Source organism: Streptomyces sp. KMM 9044, from assembly GCF_024701375.2.
In the GTDB taxonomy this organism is placed as follows: Bacteria; Actinomycetota; Actinomycetes; order Streptomycetales; family Streptomycetaceae; genus Streptomyces.
The window spans coordinates 4,002,680-4,029,589 of the sequence record NZ_CP113910.1 but is presented as its reverse complement, the minus strand read 5'-3'; the positions used below and the strand labels follow the sequence as shown (position 1 = coordinate 4,029,589).

The window sequence follows — 26,910 nt, the reverse complement described above, 5'->3', positions numbered from 1 at the left end:
AGAAGTCACCAGGAGAGTGCCAGGTCCGTTGTGATGGTTTCCCAGAGGGCGTCGAACCACTTCTGGGATTCCTCCACGAACGCCTGGTCCCGCTGGCCGGCCTGCTTGGTGAACGAGAAGAGCAGGGACTGGGAGCCGAGGGCGTCGTACATGTCCAGGGTCTGGGTGCCCCACTCCTCCTCGCGTCTGGCCAGCAGGTAGTAACCGAGCAGCGCCTCCTGCCCGTTGAGCAGGTAGAGCTTCATCGGCGGGGTGAAGGGCAGGGCGCGGAACCTGACGTGGACGTCGATGCCGTGGGTGTGACGGACGGACTGCAGGTTGTGCTGGAGCACCCGGGCCTGGGCGTTGCGCATCTGCAGCCACCGCTCGTGCACCGGGTCGCCGTCGGCGACATCGGCGACATCGGCGACCAGGACGGGGAAGGCCAGGTTGATGGTCCGGGACGGCAAAAGGACGCGGAACTCGATCGACTCGGGACGGAGTCTGCCCTCGTGGATCAGCCGGACGGGTTCACCGACGGCGACCATCAGCGTCTCGGACGTGTGGGACACCACGTCGATGCGGACGTGCGCCGCGTGGAAGGCGTCGGTGAGGCGGGGGGCAAGGCCCACCATGGTCGGCTGGGGCTCGCCGGACGCCGGGGCCGGTTCGGCGATCCGGGGCGGGCTGCCCTTGCTGACGTTGCTCAGCAGGCCGTCGTCGGCGAGGACGCGCAGTGCCTGGCGGACGACGCCGCGTTCCACGCCGAACTCCTCGGCGAGTTCGGCCTGGGTGGGCAGACGTTCACCGGCCCTGAGCTCCCCGGCGCGGATACGTTCGCGCAGGATGTCGGCGATCTGCTGGGGCGAGTTCCTGCCGTTGCCGTTCACTGCGACGTTCTCCTGGGTCACGACCAAACGCTACAACTATGATCCACCTATGGGGAGTTGTTTGAAAGTTGTTTACAAGCACCCGCCAAGTGGGGACAACCTAGCTAGAGTTGGTTGCCAACTCGACCAAGTTGGCGGAAGTTCCGCTTCCGTCAACAGGGAAGCACGAAATAGCACGAAGGGGGAAATCGTGCCAGTCCTCACTCTCATCTCCGCGGTCCTCGTCGTCACCCTCGAGCAGTACGTCGAATGGAAGTACGGCATCGCCGGCATCATCGGCCTGCTGCTGCTCACCGTCGGCATCAAGGCCAACAGCCCGGGGGTCAGCTCCGCCGGGGCCGTCCTGCTCGCGCTGCTGGTGACACGGCCCGCGCTCTGATCCCACCGCAGCTGCCGAGCCCCCGCCCACGGGGGCGGGGGGACGTCAGCCCGTGAGCAGCAGCTCCGAACTGATCGTCTCCCACAGCGCGTCGAACCACAGCCGGGACTGCGCCACGAAGGCGCTGTCCCGCATCCCGGCGCCCCGCTCGAACGCGAACAGCGCGGAGCGGGTGCCCTGCGTGTCGTACGTCTGGACGTTCTCCTGGCCGATCTGTGCCTCGCTGCGGGCCAGCGTGTAGTAGGCGAACAGTGCCTCCGCGCCGTTCAGCAGGTACAGCTTCATCGGCGGGGTGAAGGGCAGCGCCCGGAAGGAGACCCGCACGTCGATGCCGTGGGTGGCGCGCAGGGCGAGCAGACCGTGCCGGAGCACCTGCCCCTGGGCATTGCGCATCGACAGCCACCGCTCGTGCACGGGGTCGTCGCCACGGCCTCCCCGGCGACCGCCGCCCCGGTTTCCGCTCCGGTTGTCGTCCGGGTCCTTCACCGACACCGGGAAGGCGAGGTCGATGTTCCTGCCGGGCAGCAGGACGCGGACGTCGACCTTGACCGGTTTCATCCGTCCGGCATGGATCCGGCGCAGCGGTTCGCCGATGGCGAGGGTGAGGGATATCGCGGTCAGGCAGACGGCGTCGATCTCGACGTGTTCGGCCTCGAAGGCGGCGGCGATACGGGGTGCGAGGGCCGCCGTCGTGGGCCGGGGCAGCGCTTCCGGGCCGGTCGGCGCGTCGCCGGGACGGTCGGCGACGGTCGCCGGGGCACCCTTGGCGACGTTGGTGAGCAACTGCTCGGACTGCAGGATGCGCAGCGCCTGGCGTACGGCACCGCGCTCGACGCCGAACTCGTCCGCGAGCTTCGCCTGAGTGGGCATGCGCTGGCCAGGTCGCAGCTCTCCGGACCTGATCCGGGCGCGCAGCTCGTCGGCCACCTCGCGATGTGTCCTCTGTGGCCTCTTCTGTCCAGCGGCGGTGGCGTATTCCGGGTCCACGCCGAAACCCTACAACTTCTCGCCATCTTTCGGCAGTTCATCAAAAGGTGGTTATGAGCCGCATCCAAGCGGAGATAACTTAAGAGAAGTTGGTCACCAACTTGAGCAACATGGTTGATTTTTCGAGGAGGTTGGCCATCAGCGTGACAGTGGGGGCCACTCCTCGAGCCGCCGACCGGGCTTCCCTTCCGGAGGGGAGCCGGGAACCCGGTCGGTCAGCACCACCACAACCACAACTGAACAGCAAGAACCGCAAGAGCCACTACGGATGACACGAAGACAGCCACAGCCACGGGTGCCCCGGCACCCGCCGGACGAGAGGGAGGAGGGAGCACACCGCCGACGGAGCGCGGCAGCGGCAGCGGCAGCGGCAGCGCTCAGAAGATGTCCGGGCACCACGGTCGCCTGGACGTATACAGCAGGGCGTCGGCCTCACGGGCGGCGCCCGCTCGTTCTTCACGGACGCGGCCCAGCGCCGCCAGCCGCACCGCCGACTCGTCGCCCAGCCACAGCGGCGCCAGCTCGGCCACGTCCAGGGTCAGATCGGCGTCATCGGTGGTCGCCGCGCAGGTCCCGGTGCCATCCTTCGACGCCTGAAGCCGGTAGCGCCCGCCGGCCGCCCCCACACCGTCGACCACCTCCAGCACCAGCGATCCGGCCGCCTCGTACGTCCGGGCCTCCAGCGCCCGTACGACGTCCAGGACCCGCACCCACAGCCAGTCCGCCTGCGTCGTCACGGCGGCGGCGCGCGGGTCCGGCAGGAGGAGCGGGAGCAGGTCGTCCGGGGCCCGCCAGCCGCTTTTCACCTTCACGACCCAGTCGATCGAGCACAGGTAGCGCCACAGCGCCCGCTCCGCGGCCGGGCTCACCGCGAGCAGCCAGTTCACCCGCACCGTGTTCAACGGCTGCTTGGAGTCGCCCCACGTGTCGTCCGCGGCGTAGGAGACCATGCCCTCGACCTCGCCGCCCGCCGAGCGGTACACGGCGAAGAAGGGCTCGTTCCACGTCGGGGGGAAGCGCACGGCGCCGGTGGCGGTCTTCCACCACACATCGGTCCGGCTGACCGCACCCGGTTGCAGCGCGCGCAGCCGCTCGTGCAGGTCCGGGCCCAGCTTGCGCACGTCCTCCGCGTCCACGAGGTCGACACGTCCGCCGTCCTCCGGGTGGGACCGGCGCGGGTCGAGACCGGTGCGCGGGACGTCGACGGTCCACTCGGTGGACCAGGTGGCGGGGCCGAAGCCGTAGCGGCCGTAGATCGGGTACTCGGCGGCGATGAGGGTCGCGACGACGTCCCCGCGCTCCTTCGCGGCGGCGAGGTCCTGCGCCATCATGCGGGTGAGCAGCCCCCGCCTGCGGTGCGTGGGAGTCACACTGACGTTCGTGATCGCGTCGGCGGGCACGGTGGCCCCGCCGACCGCGGTGATTTCCTGCGCGAACGAACGGAACGTCGCGACACAGCGGCCACCGTCGAAGGCCCCCAGCAACCGGCCCGGCGTGAAGTACAGGCGGCGCCGCGTGTCGAGGTCCTCCTCGCAGGAAGTGGGCTCCCGCAGGAACCCGGTGTTCAGGGCCCGGTTCCAGTCGGCGAACTCGGTCTTTGTGATCGGGCGTACCTCGATGTCGGTGCGAGGCGTTCCGGCGCTGGGGGTCATGCCTTCACGGTAGATCGGCCCCGAAGGAGGTGTCGCGCGCTTTTCCGACCGCCCACGGCCCGACCACCGCGTGCGGGCCGTCCGCCCGGCACCACGCCCCGCCCGCCTCACACCAGCAGGTCGTCGACCTGGGCCTCCCCCTCGCGGTACCGGCGCGTGATCTCCGCGCTGCAGTCGTCGGCGGTGCGCTGCAGGCCCTGCCGGCTCCGGGACACCCGCTGCTCGCAGCGCACCAGCCGCCCCATCGCGGCGATCAGCTCCCCGTCCGTACGCGCGCCCAGGTCCGAGAGCTCGACCTCGGCGAGCATCTCCGCCGCCAGCCGCCGGTACCGCTCGCTCTGCGGCGTCCCCAGGGTCACATGACGGGCGGACGAACGCTGGCGGGCCGGGGTGTCCCGCAGGATCTCCGCGAGCCGCTCCACCACGGACGCCTCACCCGGCGCGGCGACCGAGGCCGCGTCCGCCGGTACACGACGGGCCAGTTCCGCCCGCAAGATGTCGATCCGCCCCTGGAGCAGCCGCCGCACATAGCTGAGGTCGGCCTCGTCGCGCTGGGCGTCCCGGCGCAGGGTACGCAGGTCGGGCAGGCTGCGGACGGCCAGGGCGGGCTCGGGGCCCGGGTGTTCCTCGGCCAGCGCCGGGCTGTCGGTGCGCTGTGCGGGCGGGCGGTGGAACTCGCGTTCCCCCACCCCCGCCCGGGCCGACGGGACGGGTCCGGACTGCTGCCCGGTTCCTGGTGTGCTCATGTGCCTCAACCGTCCCCTCGACCGGTGTGTGTCAGCATCGTGCCACCCTTGGTGCCCGCTATGTGGCCGAGTGCCCACGATCCGCCCCAGATGGGAGCCAAGGAGTAAAAAAATAGCCCGCCCGGGGCCCCGCGCGGACCATCGTCAGTCATCTGTTCGCCGACCGGCATGATGGACGTATGCGTGCAGTGGTGCAGAGGGTGGACGGCGCGAGCGTCGTCGTGGACGGCGAGACGGTGGGGGCGATCGAGGGCGAGGGACTGTGCGTCCTGGTCGGCGTCACCCATGAGGACACCAAGGAGAAGGCGGCACAGCTCGCCCGCAAGCTCTGGTCGGTGCGGATGCTCCAGGACGAGAAGTCGTGCAGCGACCTCGACGCCCCCCTCCTGGTGATCAGCCAGTTCACTCTCTACGGCGACGCACGCAAGGGCCGCCGCCCCACCTGGAACGCCGCCGCCCCCGGGGACGTGGCCGAACCGCTGGTGGACGAGGTGGTCGCCCGGCTGCGTTCGTTGGGCGCAACGGTGGCGACGGGCCGCTTCGGCGCGCGGATGCGGGTGTCGCTGACCAACGACGGCCCGTTCACCGTCCTCCTCGAGATCTGACCCCTGTCATGTCCGACGTGGGTCAGGACTCGACCACGGTCTCCTGGGCCGCCGCCGTGTCCCCGGCCATCAGACGGGCGTCGACCGGAACGTTCCGCTTGACCAGCGCGAGGGCGACCGGGCCCAGTTCGTGGTGGCGTGCGGACGTGGTGACGAAGCCGATCCGGCGGCCGTCCGGGCCGTCGTCGGCGAGCCGGAGGTCGGTGCCGGCCGGCGGCAGGTGGACCTCGCTGCCGTCCAGGTGCAGGAAGACCATCCGGCGCGGCGGCTTCCCCAGGTTCTGGACCCGGGCGACCGTCTCCTGGCCCCGGTAGCAGCCCTTCTGCAGATGCACCGCGCCACCGATCCAGCCCAGCTCGTGCGGGATGGTGCGGTGGTCCGTCTCGAAACCGAGCCGGGGACGGTGCTGCTCGACCCGCAGCGCCTCGTGGGCGAGGAGACCGGCGGGCGGCCCGGCCTTCTGGGCGTACGACTCCAGGTCGGCGCCGGGCAGGAACAGGTCACGGCCGTACGGCGTCTCGCGGACGGCGACGCCCTCGGGCACCTCCGCGATGGAACCGGCGGGCAGGTGCACCACCGCGAAGTCGGCGGTGCGGTCGGCGACCTCGACCCGGTAGAAGAACTTCATCGACTCCAGATAGGCGATCAGCGCCTCCTGAGTGCCGGGCTCGACATGGGCCCAGACCGTCTCACCGTCGTCGACGAGGTAGAGCGCGTGCTCGATGTGGCCGTTCGCGGAGAGGACCAGCGCCTCGGTGGCCCGGTGCGGCGGAAGGTCGCTGACGTGCTGGGTGAGCAGCAGATGCAGCCAGCTCAGCCGCTGCGGCCCGGAGACGGTGACGACCCCGCGATGGGACAGGTCGACGAAGCCGGTGCCTTCCGCGAGGGCACGCTGCTCGCGGAACAGGTCGCCGTAGTGGGCGGCGACGCCTTCATCCACGCCCTCGGCGGGAACGGCACCGGGCAGGGTCAGCAGGGGGCTTTTCATACTCCTAGCCTACGACTCGGTCGTTGAACCCTTCAGGGAACAGTCCTTGCAACGGCCGAAGATCGCGAAGTGCTTCATGTCGGTGTCGAAACCGAAGGTGTCGCGCAGCTTCGCCGTGAACTCGGCGGCCACCTGCACGTCCGCCTCGATGACCTCGGTGCAGTCCCGGCAGACGAGGTGGAGGTGGTGGTGCCGGTCCGCGAGGTGGTAGGTCGGAGCGCCGTGCCCGAGGTGGGCGTGACTGACCAGACCCAGCTCCTCCAGGAGCTCCAGGGTGCGGTAGACGGTCGAGATGTTGACCCCCGACGCCGTTCTCCGCACTTCCACGAGAATGTCGTCGGGGGTCGCGTGCTCAAGCGTGTCGACGGCTTCGAGCACGAGCTGTCGCTGCGGCGTCAGCCGGTAGCCGCGCTGCCTGAGATCGCTCTTCCAGTCGGTGCTCACCACACCACGAGTCTAGGGCCTGCCGACGGCCTGCCATCCGGATCGTGCCGGGCTCGCGGGCCCCGGCTTCCGGAGCCGGAGGGCTCACCTGAAGAAGGCGATCCCGTCGTCCGGCATGTCGTCGGGCAGGGCCTTGGCCCAGCGCTCGACGTCCTCGGGAGTGACGACCTTCTTCAGCTGCGCCGACATGTAGGGGCGCAGCTCGACCTCGGGGGTCTGCTTCTCGCCGACCCACATCAGGTCGCTCTTGACGTAGCCGTACAGCCGCTTGCCGCCGCTGTAGGGCCGGGAGGCCGCGGTGCGCGCCACGGCGTCCGTCACCAGGTCGATCTGCGGCTTCTGGTGGGCCAGCTCGCCGTACCAGATCTCGATGACGCCGTCGTCGCGGGTCATCGTGACCTCGACCTTGCGCTGGGCATCGATCCGCCAGAAGCCGTGCTCGGACTCGAGCGGCCGGGCCTTGCCGCCGTCCTCGTCGAGCACCCAGGTACGGGAGGAGTACTCCAGGAAGTCCCGGCCGTCGTGGGTGAAGGAGACCTCCTGCCCGACGTTGCACTTCTCGGCGCCGGGGAAGTCGTGCACACCTGCGCCCGCCCAGTCGCCCAGCAGAAAGGCGAGCGGTACGAGGTCCTTGTGGAGGTCGGACGGGATCTCGATCATCAGTGACAGTTCCTGGAGTGGGCGGTCAGCGCTGACCCTGGTACAGCTTCTTCACGGCGAGCCCGGCGAAGGCGAGAACGCCGACGGCGACCAGGACCAGCAGGGCTTCGTAGAAGAGAACCACGGGATGCTCCTTGAGCGGGGTGCGGTGCATGACGTGTGCACAGGGCAGCCCCCAGCTTACGCGGCCGGACCCCGGCCCCGTCGTGCACCCACCCGGCGGTGGGGGTGGCGGTCGGGACCTGCGGTCACCCGGCGGCGGGCTCGCGGGTACGGAGGGACGAGGGTGACTACGATGCGCGCATGGCGAAGAAGCTCGTGCTCAAGGTGACCGCGGGGGCCGATGCTCCCGAGCGCTGCTCGCAGGCGTTCACGGTGGCGGCGGTGGCGGTGGCCAGCGGGGTGGAGGTCTCGCTGTGGCTCACCGGTGAGTCGGCGTGGTTCGCGCTGCCGGGCAGGGCCGCGGAGTTCGAGCTGCCGCACGCGGCGCCGCTGCCCGACCTGCTGGACTCGATCGTCGCGGGGGGCCGTCTCACCCTGTGCACCCAGTGCGCGGCGCGCCGGGACATCACGGAGAGGGACGTCATCGCGGGCGTGCGCATCGCGGGCGCGCAGGTGTTCGTCCAGGAGGCACTGGCGGACGACACGCAGGCCCTCGTCTACTGACCGGACCGCGTCCACAGGCAGAAGGGGTGTCCCGAGGGGTCGAGCAGGACGCGTACGTCGTCCTGGGGCTGCTGCTCGGTGAGCCGGGCGCCCTCGGCCACGGCCCGCGCGGCCTGTGCCGCCAGGTCGTCGACCTCGATGTCGAGGTGCAGCATCATCTGCTGGTCGCCCGGATTCCTGGTCGGCCACACGGGCGGCGCGTACGCGGGTTCCGTCTCGAAGGCCAGTGCCGTCCCCTCCGTGCCGGGGGGCGGGCCGATGAGGACCCAGTGCGGTTCCTCGGCACGCACCTCGTAACCCAGCAGCCGTAGGTAGAAACCGGCGAGTTCGTGGGCATCGTGCGCGTCGAGCACGACGGTGGACAGCTTCGTCGGGGGCATGGCCACTGTTCTAGCGCGGCCGTTTCTTCCCGTCCAGCTCGTCCCACCACGCGTCGGACTCGGGGTCGCCCGAGGGGTCGTCCCACCAGCGGTCATCGGGGCCGCGCCGGTTGGCGACCACGGCGGCGAACGGCGGGATGACCATGGCCACCACGCACATGCCCACGGCCACCGGCACCGACCAGAGCCGCACGACACCGCAGGCCAGGAGGAACAGCGTGATGCACGTGCCCATCATGACGAAGTAGACATGCCGCCTGCGCGCGTACATGTTCCCAGCGTAGAACCGGGTCCGCGGGAGTGCAGGCACGCAGGTGTGCCGAAGGGCCACGTCCCCGGTGCCGGGGTCCGGCCTCCGTGGAACGCGGCCCTTCGGCGAGCCCTCACACCGCGATGGCGACCTCGGCCAGCCCGCCCTGCCGGGCGACGACCGTGCGGTCCGCGGTACCGCCTGGCACCAGGGCGCGGACGGTCCAGGTGCCCTCCGCCGCGTAGAAGCGGAACTGCCCGGTGGCGGAGGTCGGGACCTCCGCGGTGAACTCTCCGGTCGAGTCCAGCAGACGGACGTAGCCCGTCACCGGCTCGCCGTCACGGGTCACATGACCCTGGATGGTGGTCTCGCCGGGCTTGATCGTCGAGGCGTCCGGGCCACCGGCCTTCGCACCGCACATGGCGTACTCCTGAACTGGTCTAGTGGTCTGGTCGAGGTCGTGCTCCGGGTGAGGCCTACTTGCCGGAGCCGAGTTCGATCGGCACGCCGACGAGGGAGCCGTACTCGGTCCAGGAGCCGTCGTAGTTCTTGACGTTCTCCACGCCCAGCAGCTCGTGCAGCACGAACCAGGTCAGCGCGGAGCGCTCACCGATGCGGCACAGGGCGATGGTGTCCTTGGAGAGGTCGACCTGCTCGTCCTCATAGAGGGCCTTGAGCTCCTCGTCGGACTTGAAGGTGCCGTCGTCGTTGGCGTTCTTCGACCACGGGATGTTGCGGGAGCTCGGCACGTGGCCGGGGCGCTGCGACTGCTCCTGCGGCAGATGGGCCGGCGCGAGCAGCTTGCCGCTGAACTCGTCGGGCGAGCGCACGTCGACGATGTTCTGCGCGCCGATGGCGGCGACGACGTCGTCACGGTAGGCGCGGATGGACTGGTCCTGCGGCTTGGCCTTGTAGTCCGTCTTCGCGCGCTCGGGGACCTCGTCGCCGGGGACCAGCTCGCGGGCGTCCAGCTCCCACTTCTTGCGGCCGCCGTCGAGGAGCCTGACGTTCTCGTGGCCGTACAGCTTGAAGTACCAGTACGCGTACGAGGCGAACCAGTTGTTGTTGCCGCCGTAGAGGACCACCGTGTGGTCGTTGGAGACGCCCTTCTCCGACAGGAGCTTCTCGAAGCCCGCCCGGTCGACGAAGTCACGGCGGACCGGGTCCTGGAGGTCCTTGGTCCAGTCGATCCGGATGGCGTTCCTGATGTGGTTCTTCTCGTACGCGGTGGTGTCCTCGTCCACCTCGACGAGGGCGATCTTCGGGTCGTCCAGGTGCTCCTCGACCCAGTCTGCGTCGACCAGTACGTCGTTACGGCTCATGCTCTGTCTCCTCCGGGGCAGTTGCGGCAGGGCGTGCGAGGGCGAGGGTGCGCGGCCGCTCCGACGGGAGCGGGCGCACGGATACACCTCGGCGGGGCGAGGCGGGGATGCGGACGGCGGGGCGTCCGCTCAGAAAGGCCGACAGAGCATGGCGGCCACGCGGCAGAGGTCCACTGCCCGCCGCTTCGTGAGATCCGCTTGTCCCCGCGCTCGGAGGACGCTCGTCTGACACTGCATGCTGTCGATCGTAAGGAGGGCAGGGCGGGCATGTCACCGCCGTATCACATACTGAGAAAAGATTGTCCGCGATGCGGGAGCACGGGAGCGCCGAGCCCGCCGCCCGCCGCCCCGGACCCGACCGCTCCCCCTCCCGCGGCTGCTCTACGGACCCCCCTGTCTCACCTGTCGGACATCCGGGGTCCACCGGACCCCGCCGACCCGGCCGTCCGCCTACCCGGCGAGCCGGACGTCGGAGCCCTGCACGGTGATGTCGACGCCGGACTTCCCCGCCTCGACCCTGTCGAGCTTGATCCCGCCGGGCAGGCCGTCGATCTTCTGTTCGAAGTCGGTGATCTCCCGTACCCGCGCCTCGGCCATCTCGACGCCGCCGAACGACGGCAGGGAGTCCGCCTGGACCCGCACGGTGTCGCCGTCCACGACCGTCACGGAGCTGAGGACGGTGACCGGCTCGGGCAGCTTGGTGCCGAGCACGGTGGCCTCCACCGCTATCGTGATCTTCCCGTTGCCGCCGTCGGTCAGGCCGACGACGGAGGCGGTGACCCCGGGGCCCACGTCCGTGGACTCGGACTTGGCGGTCCTGAGCAGCTCGTCGTAGGTCACGCTCGCGGTGCCGGTCGCGTCGGCGGCGGTGGCGGAGCCGAAGTCGCCGGAGAACTCGACACCCTTCATGTCGGCGCGCAGATCGTCGATCCGGATGTTCTGTCCGCCGTCGCCGGTGCCGGCCTCGTACTCGTCGATCCCTATCTGCACCTCGTCGAGGGAGCCGCCGGCGATCTGGGTGAGGAAGGGGAAACCGTGGATGGACACGTCGGGGGTGGTGCTGAGGTTCTCCCTCGACTTGAGCCGGTCGGCCACCTCGCCCTCCGCGAAGTTGACCGCGAGGCGGTCCACGATCACGAAGATGCCGCCCAGTATCACGACGATGATCAGCAGTATTCGCAGTGCGCGCATGCGGTTGAGTCCCCACCTAGTGCGTTTCGACGGCAGTCCTCCGACAACCGGGCCGACAACCGGGCAGCCGTCCTGCGCGAGAGTAACCCTCCCGGCCGGGAGAACCCCGGGATTGTCGATCACCTGTGACAGGCACCCGCCAGGGGCACCCGTCACAGGTACCGCTCACCACGTCAGCCGGCCAGGCGGCCCAGTACGTACACCGCCGGTGCCGCCGCGGCCAGGGGCAGCGCCACTCCGGCCGTGAAGTGGACGAACCGGGACGGGTAATCGTAGCTCGCGGCACGGTGGCCGATCAGGGCGCAGACCGCCGTGCCCGCGCCGACCAGCGCGCCCGAGGCGCCGAACCCCGTCATCCCGCCGACCAGCGCACCCGCACCGGCCGCCACAAGCAGCGCCGCCACCACGGACGCCGGCGTCGGCAAGGGCAGCGCCCGTGCCACGACCGCCGCCGCCACGGCGGCCCCGCCGACGGTCACCGCGTCGGCGTCGGCCGCCAGGTGGCCGCTCGCCACGATCGCCAGCGCGGCCGCGGTGACCGTCGCCGTCAGGCCGTACATCCGCTCGTCGGGATCGGCGTGCGACCGGAGCTGGAGCACCAGCGACAGCAGCACCCACACGCCGAGCGTGCCGAGAAGGGCCGTCGGCGACCGGTCGGACGCGAGCAGCGCCACGTCCGCGACCAGCGCCCCGAGGAAACCCAGCGCGATGCCCTGCCGCGCGGGCCACATGCCGTTCAGCCGGAACCAGCCGGCCGCGGTGAGCCCTTGGAGGGCCACCAGCGGTACGAGCAGGGCGTACGTGCCCAGTGCCGCCCCGCCGGCGAGCAGCAGCCCCAGCAGCGCGGTGAGCGCCGCCGGCTGCATGCCGGGCTCGATGACCGGCGAACGCCCCTCCGCGCGGGCGCGCTGCGCGTCCGTGACCCGGGTGTTCCCGGCGAGGGTGGCGGGCCCGTACCCGGGACCGCCCGGGGCGCCGGGAGCGGGGGTGGACGTGGGATGGGCAGGGGGAGGGGAAGCGTCGGGGACCGGGGGTGCGGCAGGCGGGGCGGAGGCGCCGATCGGCGTCCCGTGGGTGGAAGCCACCCCGTACCCCGCGTACACCGCGGGCCCGCTCGGCATGCCGCCGTCACCCCGACCCGCGTATCCGGGATGTCCCGGAGGGGCCTGCTGGGCCTGCGGAGCGGCAGGGGACTGCGGAACCTGTCCGGTCTGTGGGGGCAGGTACGACGTCTCCTCCGCGGCCGTCGGCGGGACCGGCGGCTGCATCCGCGTCTCCCATGTCTGCCCCTGCCACTGCTGCGTGTACTGCTGGGCGGCGTGCGGATCGTCGTACGCCTGCTGCCCACCGGGCCACGCCTGCGCCTGCCCCTGCTGCACCTGATCCTCGGGACGCTGATGCCGATGCCGGGGCCGGCCGTAGGGGTCGTAGCCCTCGTGGCCCTCGTGGCCCTCGTGGCCCTCTCGGCGTCCGTCGTACCCGTCGTAGCCCTGATACGGCTGGTTGGTCATCGCTCACCCTCCTGCGAACGGCGGGAGCACCTCGACCGTGCCGCCGTCGGCCAGCCGTACCGTCTCATGTTCGCGGGTGCCCACGGGGTCGCTGTCGACGAGGAACGAGCATCGCCGCAGGACACGTGCGAGTTCGCCGGGGTGTCGCTCACGTGCCGCGGCGAGCGCGTCGGCGAGCGTGACCGCCTCGTACGACTCCTCGGCCGCCCCGGCCGCGGCCTTGGCGGCGGCCCAGTACCGCACCGTGACCTTTGCCATCAACAGGTTCCTCATCGTTCGACAGTGGACACGGTCAGGCTAGCCCGCCCGGGCCACCGCCCGGTCACCTATCCGGTGCAGCAGGCCGTCGGGGGCCGCGTTCTCCGCGTGGCCCATGCCCGGCTCCACCCACAGCTCCCCGTGCTCGCCGGCCGCAGCCGCCAGCATGCGCGGATGGTCGAGCGGGAAGTAGCCGTCCCGGTCGCCGTGCACGACCAGCAGCGGCGTCGGCGCGATCCTCGGCACCGCCTCGACCGGGGACAGCGGTACGGGGTCCCCGGCCCGGTGGTGGATCCGGGTCCGCAGCCCGTAGCGCCCCACGAGCCGGCCCGAGGGCCGGGTCACCAGCCAGTGCAGCCGCCGCATCGGAGCCGTACCCCGGTAGAACCACCGGGCCGGGCCGCTCACCGACACCACGGCATCCGGACCACCGGTACCGGTGCCCGCGAAGAGTCCTCCGTCCCCCTCCTCCTCCCCCTCCCCGCACAACGCCGCGTGCCGCAGCACCACCGAGCCGCCCATCGAGAACCCGACCCTCGCCACGCGCGCGTGCCCCAGTTCCCGGGCCCAGGAGACCGCCGCCGCCAGGTCCAGCACCTCACGGTCCCCGACCGTGGACCGCCCGCCCGAGGCGCCGTGCCCGCGGAAGGAGAAGGTGACGACGGCCCCGTACCGGGCGAACACGCCCGCAACCCGCCGTACATGTGGCCGGTCCGCATCCCCCGTGAACCCGTGCGCGATCACGAACACGAGGTCACGGGAAGGCGGCCGTGGGTCGTCCTCCACGATCACCTTTTCGGGCACCGCCGGGTTGTATACGGAATTGATTCGCACCCCGTCCGCCGTGTGCAAAAACGTCCGGAAAGACATACCGCCACCTGTGACTTCGCGCGTCACACCACGTGTCCTGGCATGCGGCCCCTTGAGGGAAAACGCCACACGACCTGCCGAACCGGTGCCCATGTCGGCTATTCTCCTGGGGAGAGGACTCGGGCAGTGAAGCCCCCGGGTCCTTTTGTGCTTTCGGAAGCGTTGTATACGGCGCGGGAAACCGCCGGTGTACGGGCCGTCGAAACGCACGAAGCAGTGCCGTAAACGTCCTCGCAGGGACCGAGGAGGAACCAGACGTTATGGGCGAGCGAACCGTGCACGTACGAATGACGGCCCGGTCGTGGGCAGCACCACGGCCCGACCACCGGGGCCGGGACCGCGTCCTCGACGGACTCGACGGATACAACGGATACAACGGAGGGGTGCGATGAGTTCACTGCTCCTGCTGACCAACGCCCTCCAGCCGTCGGCGGAGGTACTCCCCGCCCTCGGCCTGCTGCTCCATCATGTGCGCGTGGCCCCCGCCGAGGGCCCCGCCCTGGTCGACACCCCCGGCGCCGACGTCATCCTCGTCGACGGCCGGCGCGACCTCCCGCAGGTCCGCAACCTGTGCCAGCTGCTGCGCTCCACGGGCCCCGGCTGCCCCCTCGTCCTCGTGGTGACCGAGGGCGGCCTCGCCGCCGTCACCGCGGAGTGGGGCATCGACGACGTCCTCCTCGACACCGCCGGACCGGCGGAGGTGGAGGCCCGGCTGCGGCTCGCCATGGGCCGGCAGCAGATCGTCAGCGACGACTCCCCCATGGAGATCCGCAACGGCGACCTGTCCGTCGACGAGGCGACCTACAGCGCCAAGCTCAAAGGCCGCGTCCTCGATCTCACGTTCAAGGAGTTCGAGCTCCTGAAGTACCTCGCCCAGCACCCCGGCCGGGTCTTCACCCGCGCCCAGCTCCTGCAGGAGGTCTGGGGCTATGACTACTTCGGCGGCACCCGGACGGTCGACGTCCACGTGCGGCGGCTGCGCGCCAAGCTCGGCCCCGAGCACGAGTCGCTGATCGGCACCGTGCGGAACGTGGGTTATCGATTCGTTACGCCGGAGAAGGTCGAGCGGGCCGCCGAGGAAGCGAAGGCCAAGGCCGGCCGGCAGGAGGCCGGGGCCGACCGCCAAAAGGCGGCGGATGCGGACGAGACGGCCGCCCTGGACGCCACCGAGGCACCGACCCAGGCGTGAACGGCGCCCGCACGAGCGCCGCGCCCGCACACGCGAGCCGTTTCCGTGCTGTTCACAAGGTCGTTCACGCTCTGCCCCAGCCGGTTATATCCGCGTAGACTCCGCGCGTGGCCAAGGTGACTAGGGATGACGTGGCTCGGCTGGCGGGTACCTCCACCGCCGTCGTCAGCTATGTCATCAACAACGGACCGCGGCCGGTCGCCCCGGCCACGCGCGAACGCGTACTCGCCGCGATCAAGGAACTGGGGTACCGCCCGGACCGGGTCGCCCAGGCGATGGCGTCGCGGCGGACGGACCTCATAGGCCTGATCGTGCCGGACGCGCGCCAGCCCTTCTTCGGGGAGATGGCGCACGCGGTCGAACAGGCGGCGTCCGAGCGCGGGAAAATGGTGCTCGTCGGGAACTCCGACTACGTCGGCGAGCGCGAGGTCCACTACCTGCGGGCGTTCCTCGGCATGCGCGTCTCCGGACTGATCCTGGTCAGCCACGCGCTGAACGACCTGGCCGCCGCGGAGATAGACGCCTGGGACGCCCGGGTCGTCCTGCTGCACGAGCGGCCCGAGGCCATCGACGACGTCGCCGTCGTCACCAACGACCTCGGGGGCGCCCAGCTCGCCGTCCGCCACCTGCTGGAACACGGCAACGCCTACGTGGCCTGTGTCGGCGGCACCGCCGAGACCCCCTCCGTCGGCGACCCGGTCTCCGACCACGTCGAGGGCTGGCGGCGGGCCATGAAGGACGCCGGCATCCCGACCGAGGGCCGCCTCTTCGAGGCCCCGTACAACCGCTACGACGCCTACCGCGTCGGGCTCGACATCCTCTCCGGGCCCGACCGCCCGCCCGCGGTCTTCTGCTCCACCGACGACCAGGCGGTCGGCGTACTGCGCGCGGCCCGTGAGCTGCGCATCGACGTGCCCGGCGAGCTGGCGGTCGTCGGGTTCGACGACATCAAGGAGGCGGGGCTCACGGACCCGCCGATGACGACGGTCGCCTCCGACCGCTCGGGGATGGCGCGCGAGGCGGTCGACCTCGTCCTCGACGACGGGCTGCGGGTGGCCGGCTCGCAGCGCGAGCGGCTGAAGATCTTCCCGTCCGAACTGGTGATCCGCCGCTCCTGCGGCTGCGGATAGCACCAAACTCCGCACTCCGGACCCGGTGGGAGGAGGGCGGCCTCGCCGCCTTCATATCGGGCATACGAGGTTCTGTCGGGCTTCTCAGCGGGCACTCAGGGTGCTCTCATCGTCGGGCACCAGGCTCGTCGGCATGACCGAGAGCCTTCGCCGCAGCAGCGAGTACGAGAGCCCCCAGACGGGCGGCCCCCAGCCCTACTCCTCCCCCGCGAACCCGGAGTGGCCGGCCCCGCCGGCGTACGCACCGGACCGGCAGACGACCCCGACGGACCCGGCCGGTCCCGGGGACCCCGCGTCCCTGACGGACCCGACGGCCCCGACGGGTCCCGAGGGCTCGACCCACGCGGCCGACCCGGCCGCCCCGAGGCCCCGCCGGAAGCGGAACCGGGGCCCGGTCGCGCTGCTCGCCGCCGTGGCGATCGTCGCGGCGGCCGTGGGCGGCGGCACCGCCTACGGCATCCAGGAGCTGGCCGGCAGCGGCAGCGGCACCGTCACGTCCGCCGACTCGACCAGCACCAGCGTGGTGCCGGTCGGCCAGAAGGGCACGGTGTCCGGCGTCGCCGAGGCGGTCGGCCCGAGCATCGTCGAGATCAACGCCGAGTCCAACGCGGGGTCGTCCACCGGATCCGGCGTGATCATCACGGACGACGGCGAGATCATCACCAACCACCACGTCGTCAGCGGTGCCTCCTCGGTCGAGGTGCAGACCAGTGACGGCAAGACGTACGCCGCGGACGTCGTCGGCACGGAGAGCTCGAAGGACCTCGCGCTGATCAAGCTCCGGGACGCCTCGGGCCTGACGGCGGCCACCCTCGGCGACTCCGACGGGGTGCAGGTCGGCGACGAGGTCGTGGCGATCGGCTCCCCCGGGGGCCTGACCGGCACCGTCACCAGCGGCATCGTCTCGGCGCTCGACCGCGACGTGACCGTCTCCACGGACGAGAGCCGGGGGCAGCGACAGCAGCAGGGGCAGCCCGGCGGCGGTTGGCCGTTCGAGTTCGGCGGCCAGGAGTTCAACGGCGACACCGGCGGCTCCACGACGACGTACAGGGCGATCCAGACCGACGCGTCCCTGAACCCCGGGAACTCCGGCGGCGCGCTGATCGACATGAACGGCGACATCATCGGCATCAACTCCGCGATGTACTCGTCGAGCGGCAGCGACTCCTCGGCCGACGCCGGCAGCGTGGGCCTGGGCTTCGCCATCCCGGTCGACACGGTCAAGGCGGACCTGGCGGACCTGCGGTCCGGCGCCACGGACTGACGCGTCACACACCCGGCCGACGAGATTCTCACCCGCGGAGTCCTCCATGACCGCGCAGACCACTCAGATCAAACAGATCAAACAGATCAAACAGGTCGCCCACCGGGCCCCCGGCGCCGGCCCGGCCGGTCTCCCGCCCGCCCTGGAGGGCGCGGGCGAACTGCACGCGCCGGTACGGCGGGCCCCGGAGGCCGTCCCGGAGGCGGCCCCGGCCACGATCCGCCGCAGGACCGCCAGCGGACGCGGACGCCGTACCGCGCGCGGCTGATCCCCACCGCCCCCGCCGCCCCCACCGGATCACGGCCGGCCCGCGGGGGACCGTACCTCTCCGCGCCCCGGACAGTCGTGCGAGCCTGGGATCCTGAGAGCCCGGCGAGCCCCCGGCCGCACTCCCCTCCCATTCCGGCACACCGGCAGACCAGAGGAACCACGACCCCATGAGCCCCGCAGAAGGCGACCGTGCCCCCCAGCGCATCCTGATCGTCGACGACGAGCCGGCGGTGCGCGAAGCGCTCCAGCGCAGCCTCGCCTTCGAGGGGTACGGCACCGAGGTCGCCGTCGACGGTGCGGACGCCTTGGAGAAGGCTGCGGAGTACCGGCCCGACCTGGTCGTCCTCGACATCCAGATGCCCCGGATGGACGGACTGACCGCCGCTCGCCGCATCCGTGCCACCGGCGACACCACGCCCCTCCTGATGCTGACCGCCCGGGACACGGTCGGCGACCGGGTGACGGGACTGGACGCCGGGGCGGACGACTACCTGGTCAAGCCGTTCGAGCTGGACGAGCTGTTCGCCCGGATCCGCGCGCTGTTGCGCCGTAGCTCGTACGCGGCCGCCGTGGCCGGTGCCGACGAGGAGAACGAGGTCCTCACCTTCGCCGACCTGAGCATGGACCTGTCGACCCGCGAGGTGACGCGGGGTGCGCGTCAGGTGGAGCTGACCCGTACGGAGTTCACGCTGCTGGAGATGTTCATGGCGCACCCGCGCCAGGTACTCACGCGGGAGCAGATCCTGAAGGCGGTCTGGGGCTTCGACTTCGAGCCGTCGTCGAACTCCCTCGACGTGTACGTCATGTACCTGCGCCGCAAGACCGAGGCGGGCGGCGAGCCGCGTCTGGTGCACACGGTGAGGGGCGTCGGTTACGCCCTGCGTCAGGGCGGCACGGAGTGAACAGGCTGGCCCGCAGGTTCCGTTCGCTCCCGATCCGGGCGCGGCTGTCGCTGCTGGTGGCGGCGGCGGTGGCGTTCGCGGTGGCGGCGGTGTCGGTGACGTGCTGGTTCATCGTGCAGGGGAAGCTGTACGAGCAGCTCGACAGCGACCTGAAGCAGGCGACGGTGCTCCAGGGGCCGCAGCGGGTCGACGAGATCCGCAGCGCGCTCAGCAACTGCACGGACACGCCCCGGGACAGCAGGGGCGGCGGCTTCGGAGAGACGTTCTCCCAGGTGGTCAGGGAGGACGGCACCGTCTGCCTGTTCCCCAGCTCGTCGGGCAGGATCAAGGTCACCTCGTCGGACCAGGACGTCATCGCGAGCGCCGGGGACGGCTCCACGGGCCGCTACCGCGACGGCACCGACCAGGACGGCGCCGAGGTACGCGTGCTGACCCTGCCGCTGGTGATCAACGACCCCAGCGCGCTGACCAGTTCGCAGGCCGCCGTCCTCGTCGCCGTACCGCTCAAGGGCACCGAGGAGACACTCGACGACCTCGCGCTGATCCTGCTCCTCGTCTCCGGCGTGGGCGTCCTGGGCGCCGCCGCCGCCGGCCTCGCGGTCGCCCGCGCCGGCCTGCGCCCCGTGGACGAACTCACCGAGGCCGTGGAGGAGGTGGCCCGCACCGAGGACCTGGGCATCCGCATCCCCGTGGCGGACGACGCCGAGGACGAGGTCGCCCGCCTCTCCCGCTCCTTCAACTCCATGACGTCCGCCCTCGCCAGCTCCCGCGACCTGCAGCAGCAGCTCATCGCGGACGCCGGCCACGAACTGCGCACCCCGCTCACCTCCCTGCGCACCAACATCGAACTCCTCACCCGCAGCGAGGAGACGGGCCGCCCGCTGCCCGCCGGGGACCGCAAGGCGCTGCTCGCCTCGGTCAAGGCACAGATGACCGAACTGGCCGCGCTCATCGGTGACCTGCAGGAACTGTCCCGGCCGGACACCGGGCAGCACGAGGGACGTGCGCAGATCGTCGCCTGGCAGGACGCCGTGGAGTCGGCGCTGCGCCGCGCCCGGCTGCGCGGACCGGAGCTGACCATCACGGCGGACGTCCGGCCCTGGTACGTCCGTGCGGAGCCCTCCACACTCGAGCGGGCCGTGGTCAACATCCTCGACAACGCGGTGAAGTTCAGTCCTCAGGGCGGCACGGTCGAGGTCCGCCTCGCCGACGGCGTCCTCACCGTCCGCGACCACGGGCCGGGCATCCCCGCCGACGAACTTCCCTACGTCTTCGACCGTTTCTGGCGCTCCCCGACCGCCCGCGCGCTCCCCGGTTCGGGCCTCGGCCTGTCCATCGTGGCCCGCACGGTCCAGCAGGCGGGCGGCGAGGTCGCCCTGACCCGCGCCGGGGACGGCGCCGGAGGCACCACGGCCACGATCCGCCTCCCCGGAGCCCCGACCCCGCCCCCCGAGGTGCCGTAGCCGACGGGAGGGGGCGGCAGCCTTCCGGTGCCCGACGGCGACCGACCGGCGACTCATCCCCCCAAAAAACGGATCGCCGTATGAGCGAGCACCCCGGCAGGCCCCGGCCCCACCGCGCCGGAGGGCCCCTCGCGATCGCACTCCCGCCGGCCCCGGCCGCCGCCGTCCGGCCCACGGTGCCGCCCCGGGCACGGCCGCCGGCCGCAACGGCTTCCTGATCGCCGACTCCACGGTCAACGGCGACGTCCCGGACCGCACCTTCCACCCGGGCCGCCCCCGGCACGCGGGCGGCGACGCCTTCTCGACCCGCAGACCACGGTCCGCGACACCCATCTCGGCGCCGCGGTCCGCACCGCGCCCTGGACCGACGTGAGCGGCTTCTCCTGGAAGGACGACCGCTTCGCCGAGTATTCGCCGAGTACAGGAACACAGGGCCCGGCGCGGGCGCCACCTGTCCGCGCCATCTTTTACCGCACTCCGCGCGGCCGTCTGGGCCTCACCCTCTCTGCCGAGCAGGCCGGCCACCTCGCCGCTCACCTGGCCGGGCCCGGCCACTCCCCCTCCGACGTCATCGCGGACCACGACACCGCCACCGCCTTCGCCGAGGCGTGGCAGCAGCACACGGGCGCAGTGCCGGAACCCTTCTGGCGGACTCGTCTCTACCGTCTCGGCACGCTCACCCCACCGAGGCCGCGCCCAGAAGGCCGGGGTCGCATCGCGGGCGAGAAGGACCGTGAGCAAGTCGTCCGCCGGTGCCGTGGGTTCTGCGTCGACGTCGGGGAGCAGCCTTCCATCGACTTGATCGACTCCGGCTCCTGGGCCGACTCGCGCTTCGGCGACAGACACTTCACGTCCGGGGAGACCCCGGACGGCACTCCCGTCTCCGTGGCGGCCACGACCTCGATCACCGGCGGCATGGTCCGGGTGGACCCCGTCCGCACCCCGGCCCACCTCCGGGGCCGCGGCCACGCGGGTGCCGTGACGGTCGAGGTGAGCCGTGCCGCGCTGGCCGCGGGCGCGACGGACGTCGTCCTGTTCACGAACCCGGCCAACCCCACCAGCAACGTCCTCCACCAGCGGATCGGATACGTCCCCGTCACCGACTTCGCCGGGTACAAGTTCTCCTACGACGCACCGGAGGCCGGTTGAGAACACGACTGGAGCCGGAGCCGGTTGTCGCTGCTCGCCGACGACGTCCAGGCGGAGCAGCTGGACTCGGGCGAGCGGGTGCTCGCGGATGCCGGAGCCGTGTTCGGTGATCCGGGGGCCGGTGAGCGGGCGGTGCTTCTCGCGCCGACCAGGGCGACGGAATCGCTGGGGGACGTACTCCGTGTCGCGGTCGGCCGGGGAGCACGCGTCGGGGCAGGTGGCAGGCGACACGCACGGCCGAAGCCGCCCGGCGCCCCTCGCGTTCTACCGTGGACCTCCGGCGTACAGGTCACACCCCGGCCGGAGAGAAGGAGCCGACCATGGCCCACGAGGTGGATCCGAACTCCTGCGAGAAGACACCCGAGGCGATCCGGGACGCCCTGCAACGGCGCCGGGACTGGCTGCAGGCCTTCGAGCAGGAGTGGCTGAGCGCTGCCGCCGACTTCGACCAGCCGGCACTCGACGCCGCCGTCGACAAGTGGTTCCCGTTCGCCTGCGCCTGCGCCACACCGGGGTATCTCGAGGACGTCGAGCACACCGTCGAGCGCATGGCCAAGGACGACACCGAGGGTCTCCTGTTCCGTGACGCGGACGGCCGCGCCTACGACGCGGACGGCCGGTCCGTCAATGCGGGAGAGCTCCGGTGAGTGCCTACGTCATCCGGTACGTGGACCGCGCGGCACAGCGGAAGGCCGCGTTACCGGCCTCCCGGCGGACCTCGCTCGAGAACCTCGAGAAGCTGCTCGTTCTCAACCCGTTCGGACCGCCTGCGGTCAGCAATCGGGACAACAGCTGGTCCGCGGGCTTCCAGAACGGCTTCGTCACCTACGTCGTGTCCAACCGCCACGTCGTCATCAACGTCATCGACCTGGTCGCCGTCTGACCGCTCGGACGGGGCGTGGGCAGGAAGGCGGACAGGAAGAAGGGGCCCGGCGTCGGCAGGCCTCGCAAGGCTGCCGGAGGCACCGGGCCCCCTCCTCGGGAAACGTCCGTCGGCTACTGCACGATCGTGATGCGGTCCGCCGCCGGCGGTGCGATCGGGTTCGTCGCCGAGGAGTTGGCCGTCAGGTACTGCTCCAGGGCCGTCAGGTCGTCCTCGCCGACCAGGTCGTCCGTGCCCTCGCCGAGGGTGGTGAAGCCGTCGCCGCCGCCCGCGAGGAAGCTGTTCGTGGCCACGCGGTAGGTGGCGGCCTCGTCGATCGGCTCGCCGTTCAGCCTGATGGAGTCCGTGACCACCCGGTCCGCGCCGGACTCGGTCAGGTCCAGGGTGTAGGTCAGGCCGGCGGAGATCTGGAGGATCTTCGTCGAGGCCTCGTTCGCGCCGCTCACCTGCTCCCTGAGGACCTGGACCAACTGTGCGCCGGTGAAGTCCTGGAGGTTGACCGTGTTGGCGAAGGGCTGGACGGTGAAGCCCTCGGCGTAGGTGACCACGCCGTCGCCCTCGCTCGCGCTCGCCGCGTGGGTGAGGGACGCGCGGATGCCGCCCGGGTTCATCAGGGCCAGGTCGGTCTCCGGGTCCAGCGTCCTGCCGTACTCCAACTGGGCGTCGGCGATCAGGTCGCCGAGCGGGGACTCGGTGCCGTCCTTGACGATGTCACCGGAGATGTGTCCGATCGCGCGGTTGCCGATGGGGGCGGCGAGGGTGTCCCACTTGGCGATCAGCCGGGTCATGTCCGGTGCCGTGGGGACGTCCCGCGTCACCACGTGGTTCGCCGACTCCACGGCCGTACGGGCGATGTCACCCGTACGGCGGTCGTACGTCAGCGTCGTGTCCGTGTAGAGGCGACCGAAGGACGCGGCCGAGGTGACCATGCGGGGCTTGCCCGCCGGGTCCGGGATCGTGCAGACGTACGCCGCGTGGGTGTGGCCGGTGACCAGCGCGTCCACCTGGGGCGACACGTTCTCGGCGATGTCCGCGATCGGGCCGGAGACGCCGTCGCCCGCACCCGGGGAGTCGCAGTCGTAGTTGTAGGAGGACGAGGCGGGGAAGCCGCCCTCATGGACCAGGGCGACGATCGACTTCACGCCCTGGCGCTGGAGCTCCTTGGCGTACCTGTTGATGGTGTCGACCTCGTCCTTGAAGGACAGGCCCTTGACGCCCTCGGCGGACACGATGTCCGGGGTGCCCTCCAGCGTCACACCGATGAAGCCGACCTTGACGCCGTTCTGCTTCCACACCCAGTACGGCTTGAGGACGGGCCTGCCCGTCCTCTCGTCCAGGACGTTGGCCGCCAGGTAGGGGAAGTCGGCGCCCTTGAACTTCTTGTCCGTGTAGCAGCCGTCGGTGGGGTGGCAGCCGCCGTTCTGCAGCCGGGCCAGTTCCTGGGCGCCCTCGTCGAACTCGTGGTTGCCGACGGACGTGACGTCGAGGTCGAGCTTGTTCAGCGCCTCGATGGTGGGTTCGTCGTGGAACAGGCCCGAGAGCAGCGGAGACGCGCCGACCATGTCGCCGCCGGCCGCGGTCACGGAGTACCGGTTGCCCTTGCGGGCCTTGCGCAGGTGGGTGGCGAGGTACTCGACACCGCCCGCGTCGATGGTCTCCGTCGTGCCGTCCTCGTGGAGGTGGGTGACCCGGCCCGAGGAGCCCGTCGGGGGTTCGAGGTTGCCGTGCAGGTCGTTGAAGGACAGCAGCTGCACGTCCTGGTAGCGGCCCTTGTCGCCCTTTCCGCCCTTGTGGCCCTCGTGGTGGCCGTGCGACGTGCCGCCCTTGCCCCCGCCGGCACTCGCCGCACCGGCGGGCAGGGCAGCCGCGGTCAGCGCGCCGACGGTGAGCACACCGGCCGCGGTCGCGAGAAGGCGGTTCGTACGGCGTCTGCGCCGGTGCACCGACGAGGCCGAGGAGTCGGGTGTGGCTGGCATGTGCCCCCCAGTGGGTCTGCGTGAGCGTTCACGGGTGTGCGTGTACGTGGTTCGGGATGCGTCCGGGGTGGTCGGGGCCGGTCTGCGTGCATACAGGCGGGACCCCCGCGAGGCGCGCCGACCGCCCCGCAGCCTAAAGTCAACGCGCGTAGCGCGACAGGGGTTTCGCGGTTACATCCTGGTTATGTTTCGCTCCGTCGCTGGTTGCCGGACCCGATCGGCCGTCACGGTGCGCTCCGTGTCCCGTCCGTTTTCGGCGGGCTCCGCTTACCCTCGTACGCATGACCAGCGACGACATCGCACGCTCCGGCCGCACCCGCTCGCTTCGGACGTACGCCGCGCTCTCCCCGGATCAGGTCGAGACGGTCCTCGCCCTGCTGGACGAGGCCGCCGGGACCGACGGACAGCAGGCGGTGTCCGAGCAGGGGCGGTTGCAGTTGCGCGGCGGGGAGCGGGCGGGCGTCTCGCACCTGCTGCTCTTCCTGACAGGCGGAGACGACGAGGCCGGCGAGGGTGAACTCGTCGGCTACGCCCAACTGGAGGACACCGACCCGGTCGAGCCCCCGGCCGCCGAACTCGTCGTGCACCCGTCGCACCGGGGGCAGGGGCACGGGCGGGCGCTCGGGTCCGCGCTGCTCGCCGCCTCCGGCAAGCGGCTGCGCGTCTGGGCGCACGGCGGCCACTCCGCCGCCCGGCACCTCGCCCAGGTCCTCGGGCTCGCCCTGTTCCGCGAACTGCGTCAGATGCGTCGGCCGTTGGCCGACCTGAACCTGCCCGACCCGGTGCTCCCCGAAGGAGTGACCGTGCGCGCCTTCGTCCCCGGTCAGGACGACGCCGCCTGGCTCGCGCTGAACGCCGCCGCGTTCGCCCACCACCCCGAACAGGGCTCCCTGGCCCAGCGCGACCTCGACGACCGCAAGGCCGAGCCGTGGTTCGACCCCGAGGGCTTCTTCCTCGCCGAGCGGGACGGCCGCCTCGTCGGCTTCCACTGGACCAAGGTGCACCGGACGGAGGGCCTCGGCGAGGTGTACGTCCTCGGGGTGAGCCCGCAGGCCCAGGGCTGCGGGCTCGGCAAGTCCCTCACGACGGTCGGGCTGCGGCACCTTGCGGGGCTGGGGCTGCCCACCGCGATGTTGTACGTCGACGCCGGCAACAAGGCGGCGGTGGCCGTCTACGAGCGGCTGGGTTTCCTGACCCACGAGACGGACCTCATGTACCGCACCGAGACCTGAGGACCCGGGAGAACCTGAGAGGGCGCGCCCGGGCCGGTCGGCGCCCGGACAGGTCGACCGGCCTTGCTCCACCAGGTGTTCATGCCGTGGCGGCAGGCTCCGCGGCTTCCACGGTGACGGGCGCCGGGGCTGCGGCCGGAGTGGTGGAGGGAGTCGGGAGACGGGACGAGGGGAACCGCGATCCGGCGGGGGCGGCACGAGCCCTCGCCGGGGCCGGCCCCGGTCTCGCCGGGGCCGGAGGCCGCGGCTCAGGACCTCAGCGGCCAGTGAGCCGCTCTTCCCCTCCACCTCCGTACCGGTTCCGCCCCGCACACCGCCCACACCGTCAGGGCCACGCACAGCAGCACCGTCCACCGGTCGTGGGCGGCAGCCCACCGACGCCACCGAGGGTGAGCAGGTAGCCGTCCTCCAGGGTGGGTGCGAGGAGGTCGGCGCCGTGGGGCGGATCTCCCACGGTGCGGAAGGTGCCCGAGCCCGTGCGCCATCCCACCCGCGCGCCGGGGGCGCGTTCGGCGCTGCTCCACACCCGTCCGTCGGCCTGTGCGGTCAGTTCGGCGGGGGTGCCGTCGAAGCGGACGCTGCCGGCGGCCATGACCACCACCCGGCTGCAGAGCATCGCCGCGTCCTCGGTCTGTCGGGTGGACAGGAGCACGGTCCGCCCCTCCCCGGCCCGAGCGATCGGCTCGCGGAACCGCATGCGCTGTTCGGGGTCCAGTCCGACGGTCGACTCGTCGAGGACGAGGAAGGCGGGGTCGCCGACCAGGGCCGCGGCGAAGGCGGTCCGCTGGCGCGTCCCGCCGGACAGCTTCCGCAGCCGCCTGCCGCGTACGTCGGTGAGCCCGACCTCGTCCAGCAGGTGCCGCACCTCGCGGTGCCGGGCTGTGCGGTCGGTCAGCTCCTCGAGGAGCGCCACGTAGTCGACGAACCCGAAGGCGGTGAAGCCGGGAGGGAGACCGGGTGCCTGCGGCAGGTAGCCGAGGCGGCGCCGGACCTCCTGGCGGCCGCGCGAGGTGTCGGGGGCGTGGCCGAGCACCGTGAACGCGCCCCGGCCGGGCGGTACGGCGGTGGCGAGCACCCTCAGCAGGGTGGTCTTGCCCGCGCCGTTGGGCCCGAGCAGCCCGGTGGCACCGGTGGACAGCCGCAGCGACACGTCGTCGAGGGCCCGGGTGCCACCGAAGCGGAGACTCAGCCCGGAGGCGGAGACGGTCGGGGTCATGCAGAACTCCCGTACAGGTCGTGGAACAAGCAGAAAAAGAGATGAAATGGAGAAGACGAGGCGCCACAGACGATGAAGGCGGACGGCCAAGGCGGCCTTCCGACCGCGCCGGCGCCGCCCGTGCCGCCCGCCCGGCTGAGGCCGAAGCGGTCGCGGAGCTGGAAGAGCAGCCCGGCGGCGAGGACGGCGACCGGCGCCGACACCCCCTGCCCGGCGGCGGTGAACGGGGCGAGCTGGTCAGTCACGGCGTCCCGGCCCGCCCGCGCGACGAGCAGCAGCGCGGCCCAGTCCCCTTCCCGTCACCCGGCGCACGCGGTCGTCCCCAGGGGCACCCGGCCGGAGTGACACCTCACCAGCGTGCGGGGGCCGGGCGCGCGCGCTGGGGCGGGCGCCTCCGGGCGCCCGCCCCGACCCCCGCGGGACGCCCCCCGCTATCCCTCACGTCATGTCTCCGTAAC

At 71.6% G+C, this 26,910-nt stretch carries 32 protein-coding genes; 13 read left to right on the top strand and 19 right to left on the bottom strand.

What is annotated here, in order from left to right; genetic code table 11:
- Positions 1-5: 5 nt before the first annotated feature.
- Positions 6-896, bottom strand: coding sequence for a GntR family transcriptional regulator (locus HUV60_RS18225; protein WP_257848327.1), 891 nt, complete (start codon positions 894-896; stop codon positions 6-8).
- 163 nt (positions 897-1,059) lie between these two features.
- Here HUV60_RS18225 and HUV60_RS18220 point away from each other — a divergent pair, with 163 nt between their 5' ends.
- The gene (locus HUV60_RS18220; protein WP_257848326.1) at positions 1,060-1,248 is read left to right on the top strand and encodes a hypothetical protein; all 189 of its coding nucleotides are present in this window, start codon (positions 1,060-1,062) and stop codon (positions 1,246-1,248) included.
- Positions 1,249-1,293: 45 nt separating this feature from the next.
- On the opposite strand, the gene HUV60_RS18215 is transcribed toward HUV60_RS18220, so the two are convergent.
- The 3 genes from HUV60_RS18215 to HUV60_RS18205 all read right to left on the bottom strand — a co-directional run bounded on the left by HUV60_RS18215 (position 1,294) and on the right by HUV60_RS18205 (position 4,633).
- Positions 1,294-2,175, bottom strand: a complete 882-nt coding sequence (locus HUV60_RS18215) for a winged helix-turn-helix domain-containing protein (protein WP_257848325.1) — start codon at positions 2,173-2,175, stop codon at positions 1,294-1,296.
- 437 nt (positions 2,176-2,612) lie between these two features.
- Entirely contained in the window at positions 2,613-3,887 is a 1,275-nt protein-coding gene (locus HUV60_RS18210) for a GNAT family N-acetyltransferase (protein WP_257848324.1), read from the bottom strand.
- A gap of 107 nt (positions 3,888-3,994) precedes the next feature.
- A complete protein-coding gene (locus HUV60_RS18205; RefSeq protein WP_257848323.1) occupies positions 3,995-4,633 on the bottom strand; it encodes an RsiG family protein in 639 nt (212 codons plus the stop codon).
- A gap of 179 nt (positions 4,634-4,812) precedes the next feature.
- Here HUV60_RS18205 and dtd point away from each other — a divergent pair, with 179 nt between their 5' ends.
- Complete coding sequence (dtd, locus tag HUV60_RS18200) at positions 4,813-5,238, top strand: D-aminoacyl-tRNA deacylase (RefSeq protein WP_257848322.1); 426 nt, start codon at positions 4,813-4,815, stop codon at positions 5,236-5,238.
- 22 nt (positions 5,239-5,260) lie between these two features.
- Here dtd and ygfZ read toward each other — a convergent pair whose 3' ends face one another.
- The 3 genes from ygfZ to HUV60_RS18185 form a co-directional block, all read right to left on the bottom strand.
- A complete protein-coding gene (ygfZ, locus tag HUV60_RS18195) occupies positions 5,261-6,226 on the bottom strand; it encodes a CAF17-like 4Fe-4S cluster assembly/insertion protein YgfZ (protein ID WP_257848321.1) in 966 nt (321 codons plus the stop codon).
- Between the two features lie 9 nt (positions 6,227-6,235).
- A complete protein-coding gene (locus tag HUV60_RS18190; RefSeq protein WP_257848320.1) occupies positions 6,236-6,673 on the bottom strand; it encodes a Fur family transcriptional regulator in 438 nt (145 codons plus the stop codon).
- Between the two features lie 81 nt (positions 6,674-6,754).
- Positions 6,755-7,330: an FABP family protein gene (locus HUV60_RS18185; protein ID WP_257848319.1), complete on the bottom strand. Its 576-nt coding sequence runs from the start codon at positions 7,328-7,330 to the stop codon at positions 6,755-6,757.
- Between the two features lie 303 nt (positions 7,331-7,633).
- Here HUV60_RS18185 and HUV60_RS18180 point away from each other — a divergent pair, with 303 nt between their 5' ends.
- Positions 7,634-7,996: a DsrE family protein gene (locus HUV60_RS18180; protein WP_257848318.1), complete on the top strand. Its 363-nt coding sequence runs from the start codon at positions 7,634-7,636 to the stop codon at positions 7,994-7,996.
- On the opposite strand, the gene HUV60_RS18175 is transcribed toward HUV60_RS18180, so the two are convergent.
- The 9 genes from HUV60_RS18175 to HUV60_RS18140 all read right to left on the bottom strand — a co-directional run bounded on the left by HUV60_RS18175 (position 7,990) and on the right by HUV60_RS18140 (position 13,871).
- Positions 7,990-8,376 carry a VOC family protein gene (locus HUV60_RS18175; RefSeq protein ID WP_257848317.1) on the bottom strand — a complete coding sequence of 129 codons (387 nt, stop codon included), beginning with the start codon at positions 8,374-8,376 and terminating at the stop codon, positions 7,990-7,992. The two genes, HUV60_RS18180 and HUV60_RS18175, sit on opposite strands and share 7 nt — an antisense overlap.
- Positions 8,377-8,386: 10 nt before the next feature.
- Positions 8,387-8,647, bottom strand: a complete 261-nt coding sequence (locus HUV60_RS18170) for a DUF3099 domain-containing protein (protein ID WP_257848316.1) — start codon at positions 8,645-8,647, stop codon at positions 8,387-8,389.
- 112 nt (positions 8,648-8,759) lie between these two features.
- Entirely contained in the window at positions 8,760-9,047 is a 288-nt protein-coding gene (locus tag HUV60_RS18165; protein ID WP_257848315.1) for a DUF1416 domain-containing protein, read from the bottom strand.
- Positions 9,048-9,102: 55 nt separating this feature from the next.
- Positions 9,103-9,948: a sulfurtransferase gene (locus HUV60_RS18160; RefSeq protein WP_257848314.1), complete on the bottom strand. Its 846-nt coding sequence runs from the start codon at positions 9,946-9,948 to the stop codon at positions 9,103-9,105.
- Between the two features lie 129 nt (positions 9,949-10,077).
- Positions 10,078-10,185 carry an Ms5788A family Cys-rich leader peptide gene (locus tag HUV60_RS33950; protein ID WP_350849312.1) on the bottom strand — a complete coding sequence of 36 codons (108 nt, stop codon included), beginning with the start codon at positions 10,183-10,185 and terminating at the stop codon, positions 10,078-10,080.
- A gap of 213 nt (positions 10,186-10,398) precedes the next feature.
- A complete protein-coding gene (locus HUV60_RS18155; protein ID WP_257848313.1) occupies positions 10,399-11,139 on the bottom strand; it encodes an LmeA family phospholipid-binding protein in 741 nt (246 codons plus the stop codon).
- 173 nt (positions 11,140-11,312) lie between these two features.
- On the bottom strand, positions 11,313-12,650 hold the full coding sequence (locus HUV60_RS18150) for a hypothetical protein (RefSeq protein ID WP_257848312.1): 1,338 nt from the start codon (positions 12,648-12,650) through the stop codon (positions 11,313-11,315).
- Between the two features lie 3 nt (positions 12,651-12,653).
- Positions 12,654-12,908: a MoaD/ThiS family protein gene (locus HUV60_RS18145; protein WP_257848311.1), complete on the bottom strand. Its 255-nt coding sequence runs from the start codon at positions 12,906-12,908 to the stop codon at positions 12,654-12,656.
- A gap of 39 nt (positions 12,909-12,947) precedes the next feature.
- Positions 12,948-13,871, bottom strand: coding sequence for an alpha/beta hydrolase (locus tag HUV60_RS18140; RefSeq protein ID WP_443047337.1), 924 nt, complete (start codon positions 13,869-13,871; stop codon positions 12,948-12,950).
- A gap of 295 nt (positions 13,872-14,166) precedes the next feature.
- Here HUV60_RS18140 and HUV60_RS18135 point away from each other — a divergent pair, with 295 nt between their 5' ends.
- The 9 genes from HUV60_RS18135 to HUV60_RS18095 all read left to right on the top strand — a co-directional run bounded on the left by HUV60_RS18135 (position 14,167) and on the right by HUV60_RS18095 (position 22,028).
- Complete coding sequence (locus tag HUV60_RS18135; protein ID WP_257848309.1) at positions 14,167-14,967, top strand: winged helix-turn-helix transcriptional regulator; 801 nt, start codon at positions 14,167-14,169, stop codon at positions 14,965-14,967.
- Between the two features lie 107 nt (positions 14,968-15,074).
- The gene (locus tag HUV60_RS18130) at positions 15,075-16,097 is read left to right on the top strand and encodes a LacI family DNA-binding transcriptional regulator (protein WP_257848308.1); all 1,023 of its coding nucleotides are present in this window, start codon (positions 15,075-15,077) and stop codon (positions 16,095-16,097) included.
- Between the two features lie 133 nt (positions 16,098-16,230).
- Positions 16,231-17,361 carry a S1C family serine protease gene (locus HUV60_RS18125; protein ID WP_257848307.1) on the top strand — a complete coding sequence of 377 codons (1,131 nt, stop codon included), beginning with the start codon at positions 16,231-16,233 and terminating at the stop codon, positions 17,359-17,361.
- Positions 17,362-17,407: 46 nt separating this feature from the next.
- Positions 17,408-17,629 (top strand): hypothetical protein, encoded by a 222-nt coding sequence (locus tag HUV60_RS18120; protein WP_257848306.1) that lies wholly within the window; start codon positions 17,408-17,410, stop codon positions 17,627-17,629.
- A gap of 169 nt (positions 17,630-17,798) precedes the next feature.
- A complete protein-coding gene (locus tag HUV60_RS18115; RefSeq protein WP_257848305.1) occupies positions 17,799-18,533 on the top strand; it encodes a response regulator transcription factor in 735 nt (244 codons plus the stop codon).
- The gene (locus tag HUV60_RS18110) at positions 18,530-19,996 is read left to right on the top strand and encodes a sensor histidine kinase (protein WP_257848304.1); all 1,467 of its coding nucleotides are present in this window, start codon (positions 18,530-18,532) and stop codon (positions 19,994-19,996) included. The genes HUV60_RS18115 and HUV60_RS18110 overlap by 4 nt, the downstream gene beginning before the upstream one ends.
- Positions 19,997-20,365: 369 nt before the next feature.
- On the top strand, positions 20,366-21,145 hold the full coding sequence (locus HUV60_RS18105) for a GNAT family N-acetyltransferase (RefSeq protein ID WP_257848303.1): 780 nt from the start codon (positions 20,366-20,368) through the stop codon (positions 21,143-21,145).
- Between the two features lie 320 nt (positions 21,146-21,465).
- Positions 21,466-21,792, top strand: a complete 327-nt coding sequence (locus tag HUV60_RS18100) for a hypothetical protein (RefSeq protein ID WP_257848302.1) — start codon at positions 21,466-21,468, stop codon at positions 21,790-21,792.
- Positions 21,789-22,028, top strand: a complete 240-nt coding sequence (locus HUV60_RS18095) for a hypothetical protein (RefSeq protein WP_257848301.1) — start codon at positions 21,789-21,791, stop codon at positions 22,026-22,028. The genes HUV60_RS18100 and HUV60_RS18095 overlap by 4 nt, the downstream gene beginning before the upstream one ends.
- Before the next feature lie 113 nt (positions 22,029-22,141).
- Here the strand turns inward: HUV60_RS18095 and HUV60_RS18090 are convergent, their stop codons facing one another.
- On the bottom strand, positions 22,142-24,004 hold the full coding sequence (locus HUV60_RS18090) for a bifunctional metallophosphatase/5'-nucleotidase (protein WP_257848300.1): 1,863 nt from the start codon (positions 24,002-24,004) through the stop codon (positions 22,142-22,144).
- A 281-nt stretch (positions 24,005-24,285) separates the two neighbouring features.
- Between HUV60_RS18090 and mshD the strand changes: the two genes are divergently transcribed.
- Positions 24,286-25,236, top strand: coding sequence for a mycothiol synthase (gene mshD / locus HUV60_RS18085; RefSeq protein WP_257848299.1), 951 nt, complete (start codon positions 24,286-24,288; stop codon positions 25,234-25,236).
- A gap of 325 nt (positions 25,237-25,561) precedes the next feature.
- Here mshD and HUV60_RS18080 read toward each other — a convergent pair whose 3' ends face one another.
- Together HUV60_RS18080 and HUV60_RS18075 are read right to left on the bottom strand one after the other, a co-directional pair.
- A complete protein-coding gene (locus tag HUV60_RS18080; protein WP_257848298.1) occupies positions 25,562-26,452 on the bottom strand; it encodes an ATP-binding cassette domain-containing protein in 891 nt (296 codons plus the stop codon).
- Positions 26,449-26,697, bottom strand: a complete 249-nt coding sequence (locus HUV60_RS18075) for a hypothetical protein (protein WP_269441202.1) — start codon at positions 26,695-26,697, stop codon at positions 26,449-26,451. The genes HUV60_RS18080 and HUV60_RS18075 overlap by 4 nt, the downstream gene beginning before the upstream one ends.
- Between the last annotated feature and the right edge of the window lie 213 nt (positions 26,698-26,910).